This is a genomic window from Planococcus sp. PAMC 21323, from assembly GCF_000785555.1.
GTDB lineage: Bacteria > Bacillota > Bacilli > Bacillales_A > Planococcaceae > Planococcus.
Window position 1 is genome coordinate 982,349 of record NZ_CP009129.1, and the last position, 16,434, is coordinate 998,782.

Annotated in this window: 21 protein-coding genes; 10 read left to right on the plus strand and 11 right to left on the minus strand. The window is 39.5% G+C overall.

The genetic code is table 11. The annotated features are described in order from the left end of the window. The first annotated feature begins 48 nt into the window (after positions 1–48). Together PLANO_RS04905 and PLANO_RS04910 are read left to right on the plus strand one after the other, a co-directional pair. A complete protein-coding gene (locus tag PLANO_RS04905) occupies positions 49–504 on the plus strand; it encodes a DUF86 domain-containing protein (protein ID WP_038703383.1) in 456 nt (151 codons plus the stop codon). Then, a complete protein-coding gene (locus PLANO_RS04910; protein WP_038703384.1) occupies positions 494–1,267 on the plus strand; it encodes a TIGR01457 family HAD-type hydrolase in 774 nt (257 codons plus the stop codon). Before PLANO_RS04905 ends, PLANO_RS04910 begins: the two co-directional genes overlap by 11 nt. 109 nt (positions 1,268–1,376) lie before the next feature. On the opposite strand, the gene PLANO_RS04915 is transcribed toward PLANO_RS04910, so the two are convergent. After that, positions 1,377–1,613, minus strand: coding sequence for a YuzB family protein (locus tag PLANO_RS04915; protein WP_038703385.1), 237 nt, complete (start codon positions 1,611–1,613; stop codon positions 1,377–1,379). A gap of 152 nt (positions 1,614–1,765) precedes the next feature. Here PLANO_RS04915 and PLANO_RS04920 point away from each other — a divergent pair, with 152 nt between their 5' ends. Further along, on the plus strand, positions 1,766–2,833 hold the full coding sequence (locus PLANO_RS04920) for an NAD(P)/FAD-dependent oxidoreductase (RefSeq protein ID WP_038703386.1): 1,068 nt from the start codon (positions 1,766–1,768) through the stop codon (positions 2,831–2,833). A gap of 125 nt (positions 2,834–2,958) precedes the next feature. On the opposite strand, the gene PLANO_RS04925 is transcribed toward PLANO_RS04920, so the two are convergent. After that, complete coding sequence (locus tag PLANO_RS04925) at positions 2,959–3,285, minus strand: YuzD family protein (protein ID WP_038703387.1); 327 nt, start codon at positions 3,283–3,285, stop codon at positions 2,959–2,961. An 82-nt stretch (positions 3,286–3,367) separates the two neighbouring features. Here PLANO_RS04925 and PLANO_RS04930 point away from each other — a divergent pair, with 82 nt between their 5' ends. The 6 genes from PLANO_RS04930 (at position 3,368) to PLANO_RS04950 (ending at position 6,873) form a co-directional block, all read left to right on the plus strand. Next, positions 3,368–3,604 (plus strand): NifU family protein, encoded by a 237-nt coding sequence (locus PLANO_RS04930; RefSeq protein WP_008429467.1) that lies wholly within the window; start codon positions 3,368–3,370, stop codon positions 3,602–3,604. Between the two features lie 145 nt (positions 3,605–3,749). Then, entirely contained in the window at positions 3,750–4,112 is a 363-nt protein-coding gene (locus PLANO_RS04935) for a HesB/IscA family protein (protein ID WP_038703388.1), read from the plus strand. 176 nt (positions 4,113–4,288) lie between these two features. Beyond that, entirely contained in the window at positions 4,289–5,503 is a 1,215-nt protein-coding gene (locus tag PLANO_RS04940) for an NAD(P)/FAD-dependent oxidoreductase (RefSeq protein ID WP_038705379.1), read from the plus strand. A gap of 92 nt (positions 5,504–5,595) precedes the next feature. Beyond that, a complete protein-coding gene (locus PLANO_RS04945) occupies positions 5,596–6,093 on the plus strand; it encodes an NUDIX domain-containing protein (protein WP_038703389.1) in 498 nt (165 codons plus the stop codon). A gap of 141 nt (positions 6,094–6,234) precedes the next feature. After that, a complete protein-coding gene (locus tag PLANO_RS16075; protein ID WP_197053111.1) occupies positions 6,235–6,360 on the plus strand; it encodes a YuiA family protein in 126 nt (41 codons plus the stop codon). A gap of 183 nt (positions 6,361–6,543) precedes the next feature. Next, entirely contained in the window at positions 6,544–6,873 is a 330-nt protein-coding gene (locus PLANO_RS04950) for a YuiB family protein (RefSeq protein WP_008429461.1), read from the plus strand. A 54-nt stretch (positions 6,874–6,927) separates the two neighbouring features. Here the strand turns inward: PLANO_RS04950 and PLANO_RS04955 are convergent, their stop codons facing one another. Then, positions 6,928–7,404, minus strand: a complete 477-nt coding sequence (locus tag PLANO_RS04955; RefSeq protein WP_038703390.1) for a divergent PAP2 family protein — start codon at positions 7,402–7,404, stop codon at positions 6,928–6,930. 150 nt (positions 7,405–7,554) lie between these two features. On the opposite strand from PLANO_RS04955, the gene PLANO_RS04960 reads away from it, so the two are divergent. Then, the gene (locus PLANO_RS04960; protein WP_038703391.1) at positions 7,555–9,048 is read left to right on the plus strand and encodes a leucyl aminopeptidase; all 1,494 of its coding nucleotides are present in this window, start codon (positions 7,555–7,557) and stop codon (positions 9,046–9,048) included. A gap of 54 nt (positions 9,049–9,102) precedes the next feature. Here PLANO_RS04960 and mnhG read toward each other — a convergent pair whose 3' ends face one another. The 8 genes from mnhG to PLANO_RS05000 all read right to left on the minus strand — a co-directional run bounded on the left by mnhG (position 9,103) and on the right by PLANO_RS05000 (position 16,348). Then, positions 9,103–9,450, minus strand: a complete 348-nt coding sequence (gene mnhG / locus PLANO_RS04965) for a monovalent cation/H(+) antiporter subunit G (RefSeq protein WP_038703392.1) — start codon at positions 9,448–9,450, stop codon at positions 9,103–9,105. A 19-nt stretch (positions 9,451–9,469) separates the two neighbouring features. Further along, the gene (locus PLANO_RS04970) at positions 9,470–9,751 is read right to left on the minus strand and encodes a Na(+)/H(+) antiporter subunit F1 (RefSeq protein WP_038703393.1); all 282 of its coding nucleotides are present in this window, start codon (positions 9,749–9,751) and stop codon (positions 9,470–9,472) included. Continuing rightward, the gene (locus PLANO_RS04975) at positions 9,748–10,227 is read right to left on the minus strand and encodes a Na+/H+ antiporter subunit E (protein WP_038703394.1); all 480 of its coding nucleotides are present in this window, start codon (positions 10,225–10,227) and stop codon (positions 9,748–9,750) included. The genes PLANO_RS04970 and PLANO_RS04975 overlap by 4 nt, the downstream gene beginning before the upstream one ends. Positions 10,228–10,234: 7 nt before the next feature. After that, positions 10,235–11,716, minus strand: coding sequence for a Na+/H+ antiporter subunit D (locus tag PLANO_RS04980; RefSeq protein ID WP_038703395.1), 1,482 nt, complete (start codon positions 11,714–11,716; stop codon positions 10,235–10,237). Then, positions 11,709–12,056, minus strand: a complete 348-nt coding sequence (locus PLANO_RS04985) for a Na(+)/H(+) antiporter subunit C (RefSeq protein ID WP_038703397.1) — start codon at positions 12,054–12,056, stop codon at positions 11,709–11,711. Before PLANO_RS04985 ends, PLANO_RS04980 begins: the two co-directional genes overlap by 8 nt. Further along, positions 12,056–12,478, minus strand: coding sequence for a Na(+)/H(+) antiporter subunit B (locus PLANO_RS04990; protein WP_038703398.1), 423 nt, complete (start codon positions 12,476–12,478; stop codon positions 12,056–12,058). Before PLANO_RS04990 ends, PLANO_RS04985 begins: the two co-directional genes overlap by 1 nt. After that, positions 12,465–14,879, minus strand: coding sequence for a Na+/H+ antiporter subunit A (locus PLANO_RS04995; protein WP_038703399.1), 2,415 nt, complete (start codon positions 14,877–14,879; stop codon positions 12,465–12,467). The genes PLANO_RS04990 and PLANO_RS04995 overlap by 14 nt, the downstream gene beginning before the upstream one ends. Before the next feature lie 236 nt (positions 14,880–15,115). Continuing rightward, positions 15,116–16,348: an MFS transporter gene (locus PLANO_RS05000; RefSeq protein ID WP_038703400.1), complete on the minus strand. Its 1,233-nt coding sequence runs from the start codon at positions 16,346–16,348 to the stop codon at positions 15,116–15,118. Positions 16,349–16,434 lie beyond the last annotated feature (86 nt).

Consider the following 16,434-nt stretch of genomic DNA (forward strand, 5'->3'; position numbering starts at 1 on the left):
TAAAGAGAGAAATAGAAGATTTTCAAACGCCTATTGGAGGGTATTTTTATGTATTTTATTGACCGAAGCAAAATCACTGAAACGATTCAGTATATGAATTCTTTATTGGAGTTTTATGAGGCACAACAGCAGTGGACATCTATTGGAGACAAACTTGCTTTAGAGCGCGTAGGCGCAAATATTATCGAAGCGATTATCGATGTAGGAAATTCAATGATAGATGGCTTTATTATGCGCGACCCGGGAAGTTACGATGACATTATTGATATTTTAGTGGATGAAAAAGTAATTACTAAAGAGATGGACCTGCCATTAAAAAAAGTAATTGCTTTGCGGAAAATGTTAGTACGTGAATTTATGAAGGTAGATCAGCAAGCTGTTGTGAATGCGTTGGATGAAAACATCGAATCATTAAAAGCGTTTGGTCCAAAAGTAGAACATTATTTAGTTCACGAGCTTGGCCCAGTTTCAGCATTTATACCGGAGATAAAAGATGGAAACTAGAAAAAGGTATAGAGCATATTGCCTGGATTTAGACGGAACGATTTACCGCGGATCAGAAGTAGTTGAAGAGGCAGCGGAATTTGTTGAACGGTTACAGCAACAAGAAATCGAACCTTTTTACATTACAAACAATGCATCGATGACACAACAACAACTAAAAGATAAACTGGCTGGGTTTGGTATTATAGCTAAAAAAGAGCAGATTATGTCTTCGGCAATTGCAGCTGCAAAATATATCAAACGTTGGTATCCTGGCAAGACAGTGTACATGATAGGTTCAGATGGTTTAGACCAAGCATTGCATCAAGAAGGACTTGAGCGAGTACAAGAGGATGCGGATATTGTATTAATAGGACTTGATAAAAGCCTAACATATGATAAGTTAGCAACTGCTTGTTTAGAGCTTCGAAAAGGAGCTGTCTTTCTATCTACTAATAAAGATTTAGCCTTTCCGTCCGAAAAAGGATTTTTACCAGGTAATGGAGCAATTACGCGTCTTGTATCGGCTTCGACTGGAATCGAGCCCGTTTTTATCGGCAAACCAGAAATTCATATGTTGGAAGCCATTCAGCATGAGTCTAGATTTGAGAAAAACGATATGGTTATGATTGGAGACAACTACGATACCGATATTCAAGCGGGAATTCGTTTTGGAATAGATACGATTCATGTTAATACAGGAGTTAGCAGTAAGGCTCTAGTAGCTGAAAAAGAGCAATTACCAACCCACATGATTGAAAATCTGGGTCATTGGAAAATTTGAAGACAAAAAAGCCCAGCAAAGCGACATATAGTCATTTTGCTGGGCTGCAATGCATGTTGAGAATACACAATCCGAATGTATTTTTCTTTTTATGAAAACCGATGAAGGGTTAAAATAATGGATTTTCATCTATGAATTCATAGACTTTTTTAGTCAATTCATCTGGAGAATCGGCTTCCACAATTTCGCCATTGACCAAGGCATATAAAGACTCGGAACATTTTGTGCAATAGCTTAAACAGCCGTATTCCAAAACATCGAGATTAGGATCTCGTTCGAGTTTTTCAAAAGAACCTTGCGCGCCATTCACAATATTACTAATACAAAATTCTACAATTGGTTTCATTCTAAGTCACCTCACTACAACGAAATCCTACCTTTTTTAGCTGCTGGAGTCAATTAATTGATTTCTAGTGAAAGCATTGTGAAAGTTATCACAATCAGCTATACTCATATGTGAGAAATTGATCAGACAGACGAACTTTAAAGGAGATTTTTATGCGAAAACTAGTCTTACTTGGAGGCGGATATGGCAACATGCGAATATTGCTTCGTTTATTGCCGACCAGCTTACCGCAAGATACCGAAATTATTCTTATTGACCGTACTCCTTTCCACAGCATGAAGACAGAGTTTTATGCTTTAGCAGCTGGTACAGAGTCAGATCATGAAGTACGTGTACCGTTTCCTGAGCATGAGCGTTTAACGCTTGTAAACGGTGAAATAGTAGAAATCGGTCTTCAAGAAAAATGCATTTTCATGGAAAATGGCGACCGTATTGCATACGATGATTTAGTTATTGGCTTGGGTTGTGAAGATAAATACCATAACGTACCTGGAGCTGATGAATTTACGTACAGCATTCAAACAATCGGTAAATCGCGTGCAACTTACCAAGCATTGCTTGGCTTGCCTGCAGGCGCAGTAGTAGGTGTAGTAGGAGCAGGTTTGAGTGGAATTGAGTTGGCGAGTGAATTGCGTGAAAGCCGAAAAGACTTAAACATTAAATTATTTGACCGTAGCCCTCGAATTTTACGTGATTTTCCTGAACGTCTAAGTAATTTTGTGAAAAATTGGTTTGAAAATCATAATGTTGACGTAGTATCAAATTCAAATATTACACAAGTTGAACCAAAAATGCTCCACAATCATGAAGAAACAATTCCAGTAGATGCAGTTGTTTGGACTGCCGGTATTCAGCCTGTTAAACCAGTTCGTGATTTAGGCCTTGAATGTGATGGGACTGGACGTGTAGTAATCAACCAGTATCATCAATTACCAACTGATGAGCATGTTTATGTTGTAGGCGATTGTGCTGCTTTACCTATGGCTCCTTCAGCACAATTAGCAGAGGAACAAGCAGAACAAATCGTTAAAGTATTAAAAGCAATTTGGAAAGATGAACCCTTACCAGAAACAATGCCTGAAATTAAGTTGAAAGGCTTCCTTGGTTCTTTAGGTAAAAAACAAGGATTTGCTTATTTAGCAGATCGCACAGTGACGGGTCGCATTGCTCGCTTGATGAAGTCAGGTGTTTTGTGGATGTATAAATGGCATAACGGCTAATAGAAAAGCTCGTAGACTGTAGGTAAACTCGATTTGTTTGAGTTGTCTATGGTCTTTTTCTTTGAGGCAGATCTGCATAGAAAAAGGTTTCGGAATACGTTCATTCCAAAACCTTTACTACTTTTTTATTCAACTACAGAAAACCCATGCTTTTCAAGTTCGCGATAAACAGGTTTCAACTGTACATAACCTTCGCCAACAACTTCCCCTTCAACTAAAACTAAAGGATAGAAAAATTCATCGTCCATAATGCGTTGGGCATAGTCTTTTTGATGATCGAGTTTAATCGGTTTCTCAATGTCGATATAGGTAATTGAAAATGGTTGATCTTTGTATTTTCTTGAGATAGCGGCTTCTAGCCACTCGTAAGTATCAATTGACGAAGGTGCATTGACACAACTTGCGCAAATAACATCGGTTCCGTAGACTTCAATAGATAATTCCTTCTTCATAGTTTGGACCCCCTGTGAATTCATTAGTGGCTTTTTCCTTCTAATCACATTATAATGATTATAATGAAAGGAGTCGATATAAATGACTGAAGCTTTGCTAGAAGATCAAGTAATGGAAGTCTTAGATAAATTACGTCCATTCCTTTTACGTGACGGGGGAGACTGTGAACTTGTTGATATAGAGGATGGTATCGTAAAACTTCGTTTACTCGGCGCATGCGGTAGCTGCCCAAGTTCGACCATCACATTAAAAGCAGGAATTGAACGCGCGTTAGTGGAAGAAGTTCCTGGAATCGTAGAAGTAGAACAAGTATTTTAAAGCCAAGGGACCTTTTTAGGTCTCTTTTTCTTTATAAGTAAATAACGGCAGTGATTCTTACTTTTATAAAACTTTGGTTTAAGGTTAACGACTTGAACAATGATAGAAATGATTGCTATGATAGAGCTAGAGGAAGGTGATCAAATTGACAGAAGTAGTAGAAATTACAGAAGCAGCCTCATTCCAGATTAAAGAAATGATGCGTCACAACGAAGAAGAAGATTCCTATTTACGCGTTGCCGTTAAAGGTGGCGGATGTAGTGGATTGACATATGGTATGGGGTTTGAAAAAGATAAAACAGATGAGGACGATCGGTACGAACAATTTGGCATTCCGATTTTAATTGCCAAAGAAGATGCTCCGATTCTTCAAGGTACTGTAGTCGATTATAAACAGTCTCTAATGGGTGGCGGATTCACGATAGAAAATCCAAATGCCATTGCATCTTGTGGCTGTGGAACTTCATTCCGGACTGCTAAAAAAGAAGGTACTCCTGAGAATTGTTAGAAGTCGGTCACAAACCGGCTTTTTTCTTGTGGATAAGTCTATGTTAAACATATTATTGAGTTGAAATCATTGAGTAATAGGTCTAATATAGAAGATAGATGTTTATCGGTGCGCCAAGGTTTTATTGCTTTGACGATATTCGATTAAAAAATGACTTGAAGGTGGTTGCGATTGTGTTGAAAAGACCGTCAATATTAGTATTAGGTGCAGGTTACGGTGGATTAACTACTGTAGTAAACTTGCAAAAAGTTCTGGGCACAGATGCTGCAGACATTACATTAATTAACAAAAACGAATATCATTACGAAAGCACATGGCTTCACGAAGCTGCTGCAGGGACATTACTTCCTGAGCAAGTGCGTTACGACATTAAAGATGTAATCGATAGTGTCAAAGTTAAATTTGTACAGGCGACTGTTGAGGCAATTGACGTAGTCGGTAAAAAAGTTTCAACAGATAATGGCGAATTTACATATGATTATATTGTCATTGCACTTGGCTTCGAAGGTGAAACTTTCGGAATTGAAGGTCTTGATAAATATGCATTGTCAATTGCTAACGTAAAAGCTGCACGTTATATCCGTGACCATATTGAATTCCAATTTGCTACATGGTCTGCAGAGCCAGTTAAGGATGATAGCCGTTTAACAATTATCGTTGGAGGCGCTGGATTTACAGGAATTGAATTTCTTGGTGAATTGGCTAACCGCGTACCTGAACTTTGTAAAGAGTACGATGTGCCACGCGAAAAAGTTCGTGTTGTCTGTGTAGAAGCTGCACCAATGGTATTACCTGGATTTGATCCAGAACTAGTAAACTATGCAGTAGGTCACTTAGAGTCTAAAGGTATTGAGTTCTCAATTGGCACGCCAGTTGTAGAAGCGACTATAGAAGGCGTTAAAATCAAAAAAGGCGAAGATGAATTTGAATTCATCAAAGCTGGTACAGTTGTATGGGCTGCAGGTATTCGTGGCAACAAACTAATTGAAGCTACGCCTATTGAAAACATGCGCGCTCGCGTTAAAGTTGAAAAAGATCTGCGTGCTCCAGGTTATGATGATGTATTCATCATTGGTGACTGTGCGTTGATGATCAACCCAGAAACAAATCGTCCATTTCCACCAACTGCTCAGATAGCTATGCAGCAAGGGGAAGTTGTAGCGAAAAACTTAAAAGCGTTAATGAGCAATGATACAACAGTTGAATTTGTTCCAGATCTTAAGGGAACAGTTTGTTCACTTGGGGATGACGATGCAATTGGTGTAGTATTCGGCAAAAAAGTTACAGGCAAACGAGCTTCATTCATGAAGAAAATGATTGATAACCGTGCGCTATTCATGATTGGCGGACCAATGCTTGTGGTGAAAAAAGGTAAATTTAACGTTCTATAAGCTAGAAGATCAAAAGCTCCCTTTGAGGGGAGCTTTTTTTGTAGTTTAGGGAGCATCTTTATAGATTACTTTTAATAGAAAGAGGGATGCTTGTGGCAACGAATAAACGTGGCAATGTGTGGCTTGGAGCAGCCGGACTGGTAGTAAACTCAAAAGGAGAATGGCTCGTTGTAAAAAAGAGATATGGTGGATTGCATGGGAAATGGTCATTGCCAGCTGGGTTTGTGCAAGGCAATGAAACAATTGACCATGCTGCTTTGAGAGAAGTAAAAGAAGAAACTGGAATTGACTGTGAGATGGTCGAACTGATCGGATTCCGTTCTGGAGTTCTTCAAGAAAAAATTAGCGATAATATGGCCGTTTTCTTATTAAAAGCGATAAACGAGGAGCAACCCGTCATCGCACAACTAGCTGAGTTGTATTCAGCTGATTGGCTATCTCCAACCGAATTAGCAACAGGAGGAGAAGCTTCTGTAATGCTTGTTGAAATGGCTTCTTATTCATTAGAAAAAGGATTAACACCTATCAACCATGTAGACCCTGGAAAAGTTTTTGGTTATTCAGACTACAAATTGTTTTTCAGAAAATAGCTGTAAAACAAATAAAATTAAAATTAATTCGAAAAAATTGTAATGATAGCGTTTACATAAAGGCTTTATCTATTGCACTCCGGATAAAGTCGTGCTATATTATCAGAATATTACAAACAAGAATAGAAGGAGGTGTTTCAGATGACAAACTTTAAAAAGGTTAAAAATGTCAACAATTGCCCATATTGTTCAGGACAAGGCTATTTTCAATTACGACTGGGTGGTTCAGAAACGTGCTCCTGCTGTTCGGGTTCAGGGAAAAAATAATTGGTTTGACGATGGCGAACGGGAATAAAGATTCCGTTCGCTATTTTGTTTGGGGAAATTTTGCAAATGACTTGTCTTCTGCCATTTACGATAAGTGACAAAGCGATGAACTCTGTCTCGTTGGATTGAAAGCCTTTGTTTTTTCGGTTAAACTGATGAAAGGAATAACGGAGGTTAGAATTTATGAACAGTTCATTTACGATTGTGCAATTGATTATTTCGATGTTGCTTTTTTATGTTATGTTCTTCGGAATTGGCTTTTTATTAAATATGTTACTTCGGATGACTTGGCTAATGGCTGTCGTTTATCCGGTAGTCATCTTATTAGTTGTAGATGATGTAGGCGTTTTTGATTATTTCACCAATCCTGGTGAATCTTTCGCTATGCTTGGAGATACGATTACGTCTATGACAGGCAGTGACATTGCTGTCTTGCTTGCTGGTTGGGCAGGCGCGATCACGTCAGGATTTGTCATGAAAATTTTACGCAAAATGGGATATCAAATGTTTTAAAAAAATCGCCGATCCGGTTATCCGGATCGGCGATTTTTTGCATTAAAATGATGATTATATAACAATGCCGTAAATAATAAAGGAAAGGGCAATGCCTGTTAAAGCACCCATGAATACTTCGCTTGGTTTATGACCGAGCAAGGTTTTAAGTTCTTGAATTTTTTCCTCTTCTTTCTTTTGTGGCCATTTTCTGGTTTCTTCCATAAAAATGTAGATGTCCTGACGCATTTTATTGATCGTCAATGCTTGTTGCCCAGCTTGAAAACGAACACCAGTGGCGTCGTACATTGTGATAACTGCAAACATGGTTGAAACCGCAAAGATCGTAGAAGATACGCCATGTTCAAAAGCTACGGCTGTAGTTAGAGAGGTAACTGCAGCTGAATGGGAACTTGGCATACCTCCTGTCGAAGAAAAAAGTTTCCAGTCAAGTTCTCGCGTTACAGCATATTGAATCGGAATTTTGATAAATTGAGCAAAAACAATTGCAAATAGCGCAATCATAAGAGGCAGGTTTGAGAAAATTTCCATCTGGTGTCACAGCCTTTCTATCTAAATATGTTCTATCAGTATATCATAGACGAGAAAAATCCAGTCCCGTTTTTTTCCTTCGTCACACGAACTACTCGGATAACGGATTAAATGCTACACTGAAAGAGAACGTATAAAAGGAGGAGTTTTATGCAAATCGAATTACAACAACATTCACAGGACAATAGAGCAGAAATCCTCGTCGTCGGCTTAAGTCGTCATCCTGAGAACTGCAAAGGATGGGACGAATTCGCGAAACGATTTGATGGCAAATTAGAAAGTTGGACAAAACAAGATTTGTCATATGATTTAAAATCGTTGATTACGTATCCTACACTTTCAGGAGCAATTCCAAGAGTGTTGTTTATTGGTTTAAACAACCGCAAAAAATTGACGGAAGAAGATCTTCGTTCATGCTTTGGATTAGTTGGCAAAGAATTAGCAAAGAAAAAAATTAAACATGCAGCAATTTATATGGAGTCTTTTGAAAACGATTCGATTGAACGTGAAGATGTTGCTTATTTAGCTTCAGAAGCGATTACAATGGGCGGCTATAGCTTTGATGATTACAAAACAACATCTAATGAAACGCAAGTGAAATTAGAAACCTTAACTTTCTTAGCAACAGAAGTAGAAGAAGATGTGGAAGCAGCAGCTACAGTAGGTGCGATTTTTGGCCAATCTGTTAATGATGCTCGGACACTGGTTAATATGCCTGCGAATATTTTAACAGCGACTGCTATGGGCGAGTACGCAAGAGAACTGGGCGAAACGTATGGTTTCGAAACAGATATTTTAGGAAAAGCAGAACTTGAAGAACTCGGTATGGGAGCGATTCTTGCTGTCAACCAAGGTTCAATTGAAGAACCACGCCTTATTGTCTTAAAATATAAAGCGACAGAAGGCTTTGAAGACCCGCTAGCGCTTGTTGGTAAAGGGATAACCTTTGATACTGGCGGTTACTCAATCAAGCCTAAAGACGGCATTGTAGGGATGAAAGGCGATATGGGTGGTGCTGCAGCAGTTCTTGGTGCAATGAAAATCATTGGTGAACTACAGCCAAAACAAAACGTCATCGCGGTTATTGCTTCAACAGACAATATGATTTCTGGTAATGCTTTTAAACCGGATGATGTGATAACCTCGATGAGTGGTAAAACGATTGAAATATTAAATACCGATGCTGAAGGTCGTTTAGTATTAGCGGATTCTGTTAGCTATGCGAAACAGCTAGGTGCAACGAAAATCGTTGATGTTGCGACTTTAACAGGTGGAGTGATCGTGGCATTAGGGAAAGACAAAACAGGTGCCTTAACAAATGACGAAGCCTTTTTTGAAACTTTCTTAGAAGCATCTATGGAAAGTGGCGAATTTGTTTGGCGCTTGCCGTTAACAGAAAGCGACAAAAAACGTATTCGCACAAGTAATGTAGCGGATTTAAACAATTCACCAGGACGTGATGGCCATATGATTTTTGGTGGTGGATTTGTAGGAGAATTTGCAGGGGACACGCCGTGGATTCATTTGGATATTGCGGGAACTTCAGATGCAGATAGCGCACATGACCTTGGACCAAAAGGTGGAACAGGCGCAATGGTACGGACGCTCGCTATGCTAGTTGAAAAAATGGCAGATGAGCAATAAACACCCAAAATAAAATAGCCAGCGAAAAGTATTTTACTTTTCGCTGGCTATTTTTTATTCTTCAGGTGTTTTATTAGTTAACAATTCATCTTTTTTATGTTTGATTGCGACTTTCATATCATCACGCACTGTTTCATCAGCGACACTGATGCCGGACATATATGCAGCACGTCCAATCAAATGTCCACCTACAGGAGCAGTAATAAACAAAAACGCAATCGCAATAATTAATTGTGTATTGAATATACCTTCTATCAACCAAAAATGAATAAAGGCGGCAAGTAATACACATAGTACGCCGAGCGTAGAGCTCTTAGAAGCCGCGTGTGTACGTGTATAAACATCTGGTAGGCGTATTAGCCCAAGAGCCGTAACTAAGCTAAATAGGACCCCTGTGCTCATTAAAACGATGATTACAATATTAATTATGGTCGTTTCGATCGAAAATCTCTCCTCTCTCAAGGAATTTCGCAAATGCGGTAGTTCCGATAAAGGATAAGATGCTCAACAACAAGATGACTTCTAAAAAGAATTCTGTCTCGATGATTAAAGACAATAAAGCAATAATCGAAACAAGAGCAATTCCGATGGCATCAAGTGCTACAACACGGTCAGCAATTGTTGGCCCTTTAACAAGTCGGAAAAGAAGTCCAGTAAAGCCTATGCTAACAAGAATTAGCGAAACCCAGTAAAATGTCATCATGGGCGGCTCACCTCCAAAATAGCACGTTCGAATGTATCTTTAATGGAATTGACGGCTTCTTCAATATCATCAAAGTCGAGTGCATGAATGTAAAGTCTTTTTTGGTCATCAGAAATGCCAACGACCAATGTACCTGGAGTTAGCGTGATCAACGCAGACAAGAGTGTAATCTCCCAGTCTTCTTTTAACTCGGTTTCTAATTCGAAAATAGCTGGCTTTAAATTCATCTTAGGTTTAATCACGATAAACAAAACCTGCATACTCGACTTGAATAGTTCTTTAAGAAACAATAAAAACAGCGAGATTACTGCCCAAGCTCGTGATGTATAGAGCCGGTACGAAAAGAACCGACGCATTAAAATAATGATACCAAGGCCAACGAGAAAGCCAATCGCGAATCCAGACGGACTAAAGGAAACGGTCATGAACATCCAGACAAAGGCCAAGAAGAAATTCAATAAAATTTGTAAAGCCATATGTCACTTACTCCTTTAAGACCGCATCAATATAGATGGATGGATTCAGCAGCACTTCACCCGCACCTGAGATGAGGGGCATGAAGAGTTCCGCGCCGACCCCGAATACCACTGTCATGGCAACAAGGATGACCGTTGGAATAAACATTTGATTGAAAGTTGATTTTTTTAAAGGGATTGTTTCAACTGGTTGTCCCCAAAAAGCATAGATAAAGATCCGCACAGAACTTAGTAACACGATTAAGCTAGTAGCTAAGATGACTATACTTCCCCAAAATTGAGGGCCTTCAAATCCGCCTTGAATAATAAGCAGTTTTCCCGGGAACCCACTTAGCGGGGGAATACCCGCTAAACCAAAGGCAGTCAATAGATAAACCCAGCCTAGAACCGGATATGTTTTAATCAATCCGCCCATTTTGCGAAGGTCTGTTGTACCAAACAATACGGCAATAATCCCAACAAGGAAGAATAAAGCAGCTTTGATCATCATGTCATGTATCAAATACATAATAGATCCATCAATACCCGGTTGATTTAATTGGGCAACCCCAAATAAAATAACTCCGACTGCGATAATAATATTATAAATGATAATTTTTTTAACATCAAAGTATGCGAGAGCACCAACACATCCAGCAAAAATGGTTAGAATGGCGATAATCCCTAGCAATTCATGAGTAAATCCAACATTCATCGTAAAGAACAATGTGTATGTACGCATAATCGCATAAACGCCGACTTTTGTCAGTAATGCGCCAAACAGTGCAAGTATCGGAATGGGTGGTGCATAATATGACCCTGGCAACCAGAAATACAAAGGGAAAATGGCAGCTTTAAAACCGAAAACCACAAGGAACATAACGGCAATAACTGTTAAAATGCCCGTTTCTTCAATTTGTGGAATCTTTACTGCCAAATCCGCCATGTTTAATGTGCCCGTAACCGAGTAAAGAAAAGCGACTGCAGCAACAAACAAAGCAGATGAAATAATATTCACTAGCAAGTACTTGATAGATTCACGTAACTGCGGCTTTTCGCCACCGTGGACAATCAATGTGTAAGAAGCCATTAACAGCACTTCGACAAAAACAAACAAGTTGAAAATATCACCTGTTGTAAAAGCACCGTTCACACCTACCATTAAAAAGAGCACAGCAGGATAGTAATAAGATTGTTCACGTTTCAAGCCAATAGTTGGGATGCTATAAAAAATAACCAACAATACGAGAATGGACGCTGTGACAACGAGTAAAGCAGAAAGTGGATCGGACACCATCGAAATACCAAAAGGTGCTGGCCAACTGCCAAGCGTTACCGCTTGAACACCATCTGTATTCACTTTTGCTAAAAGTACAAGAGCAGAAAGTAAAGCGGTTCCAGCACCCACAGCAGCTAAGGTACGCTGAAGTTTTATGTTTTTCGGGAACATCATCAGGATAGCAGCGAAAAATAAAGGAATGATAATCGGAAATAACAGTAAATTACTCATAGTCTTCAGTACCTCTCAGCAAATTCATATTGTCGGTACCAAGCTCCTGATAAGACCGGTAGGCGAGCACTAAGAAAAATGATGTTACAGCAAATGAAATGACGATTGCGGTCAGTATCAAAGCTTGGGGAAGTGGGTCTGCGTAATCGCCGACGCTCACTCCGGGAGAGACAACAGGCGGCGAATTTCCACTGAGTCCACCCATTGTTAATAGTAATAGGTGAGCGCCGTGGCTCAATAACCCTGTCCCGATAATAATACGGATTAAACTTTTTGAAAGCATTAAGTATACAGCTGCCATAAAAAGAAACCCAATAGCCACTGACATAATTATTTCCATTATTCATCCTCTCCAATCGTTTGAATAATGGTCATCGTAACTCCAACAACAACCAAGTAAACTCCTGCGTCAAACAGCATTGCTGAGTGCAGGGAAGTTTTACCGAAAAGCGGTAAATCAAAATAACCAAAAGCGTGTGTGAAAAAAGGAACATCAAAGATAATTGCCCCGGACGCTGTAGCAAGAGCTATCAACAAACCAATGGCCGTCATCGTCACGTAATTAATAGGCAATATTTTTTTCACCGTTGCAATATCAAAAGATAGCATCAACAGCACAATAGCGCTAGTAGTCAATAGCCCGCCGACAAAGCCACCACCGGGCGTATAATGTCCTGCAAAAAATATGTGGACAGCGAACATCAAAATGATGAAGGTCACTACTTTTGTGGCCGTTTGTAGCATTACATCATTTGTTCTCATGCTGATCCTCCTTTTTCGTCAATCGTAGTTTAATCATCGTGATGATGCCGATTCCTGCAATACCTAATACCGCAATTTCAAACAATGTATCAAATCCACGATAATCAACTAAAATCACGTTGACGATATTTCCGCCACCTGCTTCTTTATAAACCGTTTCTTTATAGAATTCGGAAATAGAAGGCATGGCTTTTTGTGATAGAGAAGACAATGCAATCAAAGTTACTGTCACCCCAACACCAATTGCAACCATTGCATTTCCGAAACGGAAGCGCATCCGTTCTTCTTTCCGACTGATCTGTGGCAAATGGTAAAACGCCAGTAAAAACAAGGCAACAGAAATTGTTTCAATAACAAGTTGTGTTAAAGCCAAATCAGGAGCTCGGAAAATAACAAAGAATAAGGCTACTGAATAACCAACGGCACCAAGTGCAATGATTCCTGTAAGTCTAGACTTAGAGAACAAAATCGTAAATGTTGAACCGATTAAAGCGATTAAAATCACAGCTTCATATAGCCCAACAGGGGCAAGGTTCGTGAAATCAATAGCAAATGCATCTGTTAAGAATAGGGTTCCAAGTAGAATGAACGTGACAAAACTAAACATATACACCAAATACGAACGAATAAAACCGGTCATGTAAATTCTTGAGAAACGGTTTGCACCAGTATCACTCAAAAACACCATATTATCATAGAGCGCATTCAATGAGAGGGCGTCGGGGAAGAGCTCATAGCTCTTCTGCCATTTACGCAGCGTCCAGAACATCAGGAAACCGATAGCAAAAATACCGAGCGTCATAAAGAACTCTGTATTAAGTCCATGCCAAGCTGAAACGTGTATTTTAATATCTTCTGGTGAACTATACAAGAAAGGCTGCATAGCCAAAACGGCTGGTTTGACGAGCCAGTCACCGATTAAGTTCGGGATAAAGAAAATCACGACCACTAGAAGGGCCAAAAACACGGGCGAAATGAGCATACCAATAGGTGCTTCGTGAGCAGGTTTTGGCAATTGGTCTGGTTTATGTTCGCCGGCAAATGTGTGGAACACAAAGTAGAAGCTATAAATAAAGGTGAAAACAGAGCCAAGCCATGCTACAACGGGGAATAAGATACCCCAAACATCCATAGAGAATAAATCAAATTCAGTCAACGATAGCATCGCGGTTAAAAACATTTCCTTACTTAAGAATCCACCAAATGGAGGTAATCCTGCCATTGAAAATGCGCCAATCATAGCAACTGTGAAACTGATCGGCATTAAGCTCATCAGTCCACCAAGTTTACGAATATCTCTTGTACCGGTTTCATGATCGACGATACCCGCAATCATAAACAAGCTGCCTTTAAATACGGCGTGGTTGATTAAATGGAAAATTGCTGCAAACCCAGCATACTTAAAGGTTGTTTCTGCAATATTGTCGATATGATACCCAGCAGCCGAGGCTCCAAGTAAAGACATAATCAAGCCCAATTGCGAAACGGTTGAAAATGCCAGAATTCCTTTTAAGTCTTTTTGTTTTAAAGCGAAAAATGAACCCCAGAACATCGTTAATAATCCGACACCTGCAACTAACCACATCCACGTCCCGGATATCGCAAAGATAGGTGTTAGTCGTGCAACTAAGTACAAGCCGGCTTTAACCATTGTCGCAGAGTGCAAATAGGCACTAACAGGAGTAGGCGCTTCCATCGCATCCGGAAGCCAAATATAAAACGGAAACTGTGCAGATTTAGTAAATGCACCGAACAACACCAATACGAGTGCCCATATAAAGAATTCGTGCGACACAAGCTCGGTCGCTTGCGGTATTAATTCACGTATCGAATAGGTACCACCCATAATGCTTAGTAACACAAATCCCCCAAGCATCATCAATCCACCAAAAACGGTAATCATCATTGATTTCAATGCACCAAAACGGGAGCGGTCACGTGTGTACCAATAACCGATTAACAAGAATGAAGAAATCGATGTTAATTCCCAAAACAGATAAAGCGTAATTAAATGATCACTTTGAACAATGCCGAGCATTGCCGTCATAAACATCAATAAGTAAACGTAAAAATTATGTAATTGTTCACGGTGTTTATCCAAATAGAAAATAGAGTAAAGCACCACTAAAGCGCCGATGCCTGTAATCAGCAAAGTGAACAAGAGGCTCAATCCATCGATATACGCGATAAATGCGATATCAAGTGAGGGGATCCATTGAAATTCAGACACTAAATTGCCGCCTTCGATTGTTGTAGGAAGCAATGAGACGTAGTACATGAATAAAACAACAGGAACCACTAGTACAAACCAGCCTGTATGGATCTTTCCGACTTTCTTAAATAACAGCGGAACAAACAAGGCTGCCAACAAAGGTAAAAAGATTAAAAACACAAATGACAAATGAATCCTCCTTCCAGCATAAACGTGATGAGTTTCTAATTAGAAATTATAACGCAAATCGAGTGGGTTTGCACCGCTCATCAATTAATACACCTAGATTCATTGTACTTTTTATGAACTTTAGAAATAGGAAGAAACCCGATTATTTTTTTTTCGAATTTCGATAAAAAGCATTAAAAAACAGTAGACAATTCGAGTTAGCCGAAGTGTCTACTGAAAATATCATGAACTATTTTTTAGGTGTTTTTTAATTCTTGCTCAAGCAATACATCTTCAAAATCTTGCTGTGGTTTGGCAAGCGTCGTCCGAAGAAAGACAAAAGCAAAGATAAATAAAATACTCGTTACAATAAAGACAGACGAAATGCCGATAAAGCCACTAACAATACCACCGAAAACGGGACCGATGATGTTCCCTAGAAAACGGAAGCTTGTATTATAGCCCATAATTTCACCTTGAATTTCAATTGGCGCTTCCCGGCGCATTAATGCAGTGGTCGTTGGAATCATGCCGCCAACTGCTATACCAAAGAATAAGCGCAGAACAATTAATTGCCATAGATCTGTGACGAAAGCTTGTGGAATGATAAAGATAAAAGCCAATAACAGTAATAAGCCAAGTACTTTTTCATAGCCAATTGAATCACCTAAACGTCCCCAACGCCGGGCGAATAGTAAATTCCCTACACCAGTAGCGCTAAACGTAACCCCTGCGAGAAACGCTACTTGAGCGCTGCCGGCTGTAAGTTCGGCAACATACAGCGACAGTAGAGGTTGTATGCTAAAGTTCCCAATTTGAATTAATGCTGTGATGATCATAACGTTCAGCATGAGCCGATGATTTAAAATACCAGTTATAATCGTTTTCGGGGCGTAGACATGAGCACCTTTTACTTTAACGCGTTTAATCTCGTGCAAGCCGAATACAACAAACAAAGCAGCAATCGTAATAATGGTTGCAGTAATTATAAATGTGTATTTAAATCCGAAGGCATCGGCCATTAAACCACCGAGTACTGGTCCAAATAATGTCCCAGAAACACTGCCCATTTGAAGTGTGCCAAGTGTTTTTCCTGCGGTTTCTTTAGAAGTTTGAGAGCTGACAAAAGCTAATGAGGTAGGGATAAATCCAGTAACCAACCCCATAAACAAGCGAATCATAAACAATTCAGTAACGGATTCAGCTGTCCCCATTAAAAAAATACTGATGGCAATACCAAAGCCGTTAATAATTAAAATGGGTTTGAACCCATATTTATCCGCAATACGTCCCCAAACAGGAGACATGATTAAGGCTGCAACAAAAGTTACCCCAAATACTAGACCAGACCAGCGCTGCACATACTCATCCGAGAAATTGCCGAGTGATTCTATATAAAGGGATAGGAATGGCATAATCATCGTCGTACTACCGGCAACAAGAAAGTTAGTGAACATGATGATAAAGAAATTCTTTTTCTGTGTATCCATACGGAACCCTTCTTTCTGAAAGGAGCATTTGTTCTTATTATATAATACTTCGTCACACGAAGAAAGTAATGAAAACTATTGGTTTA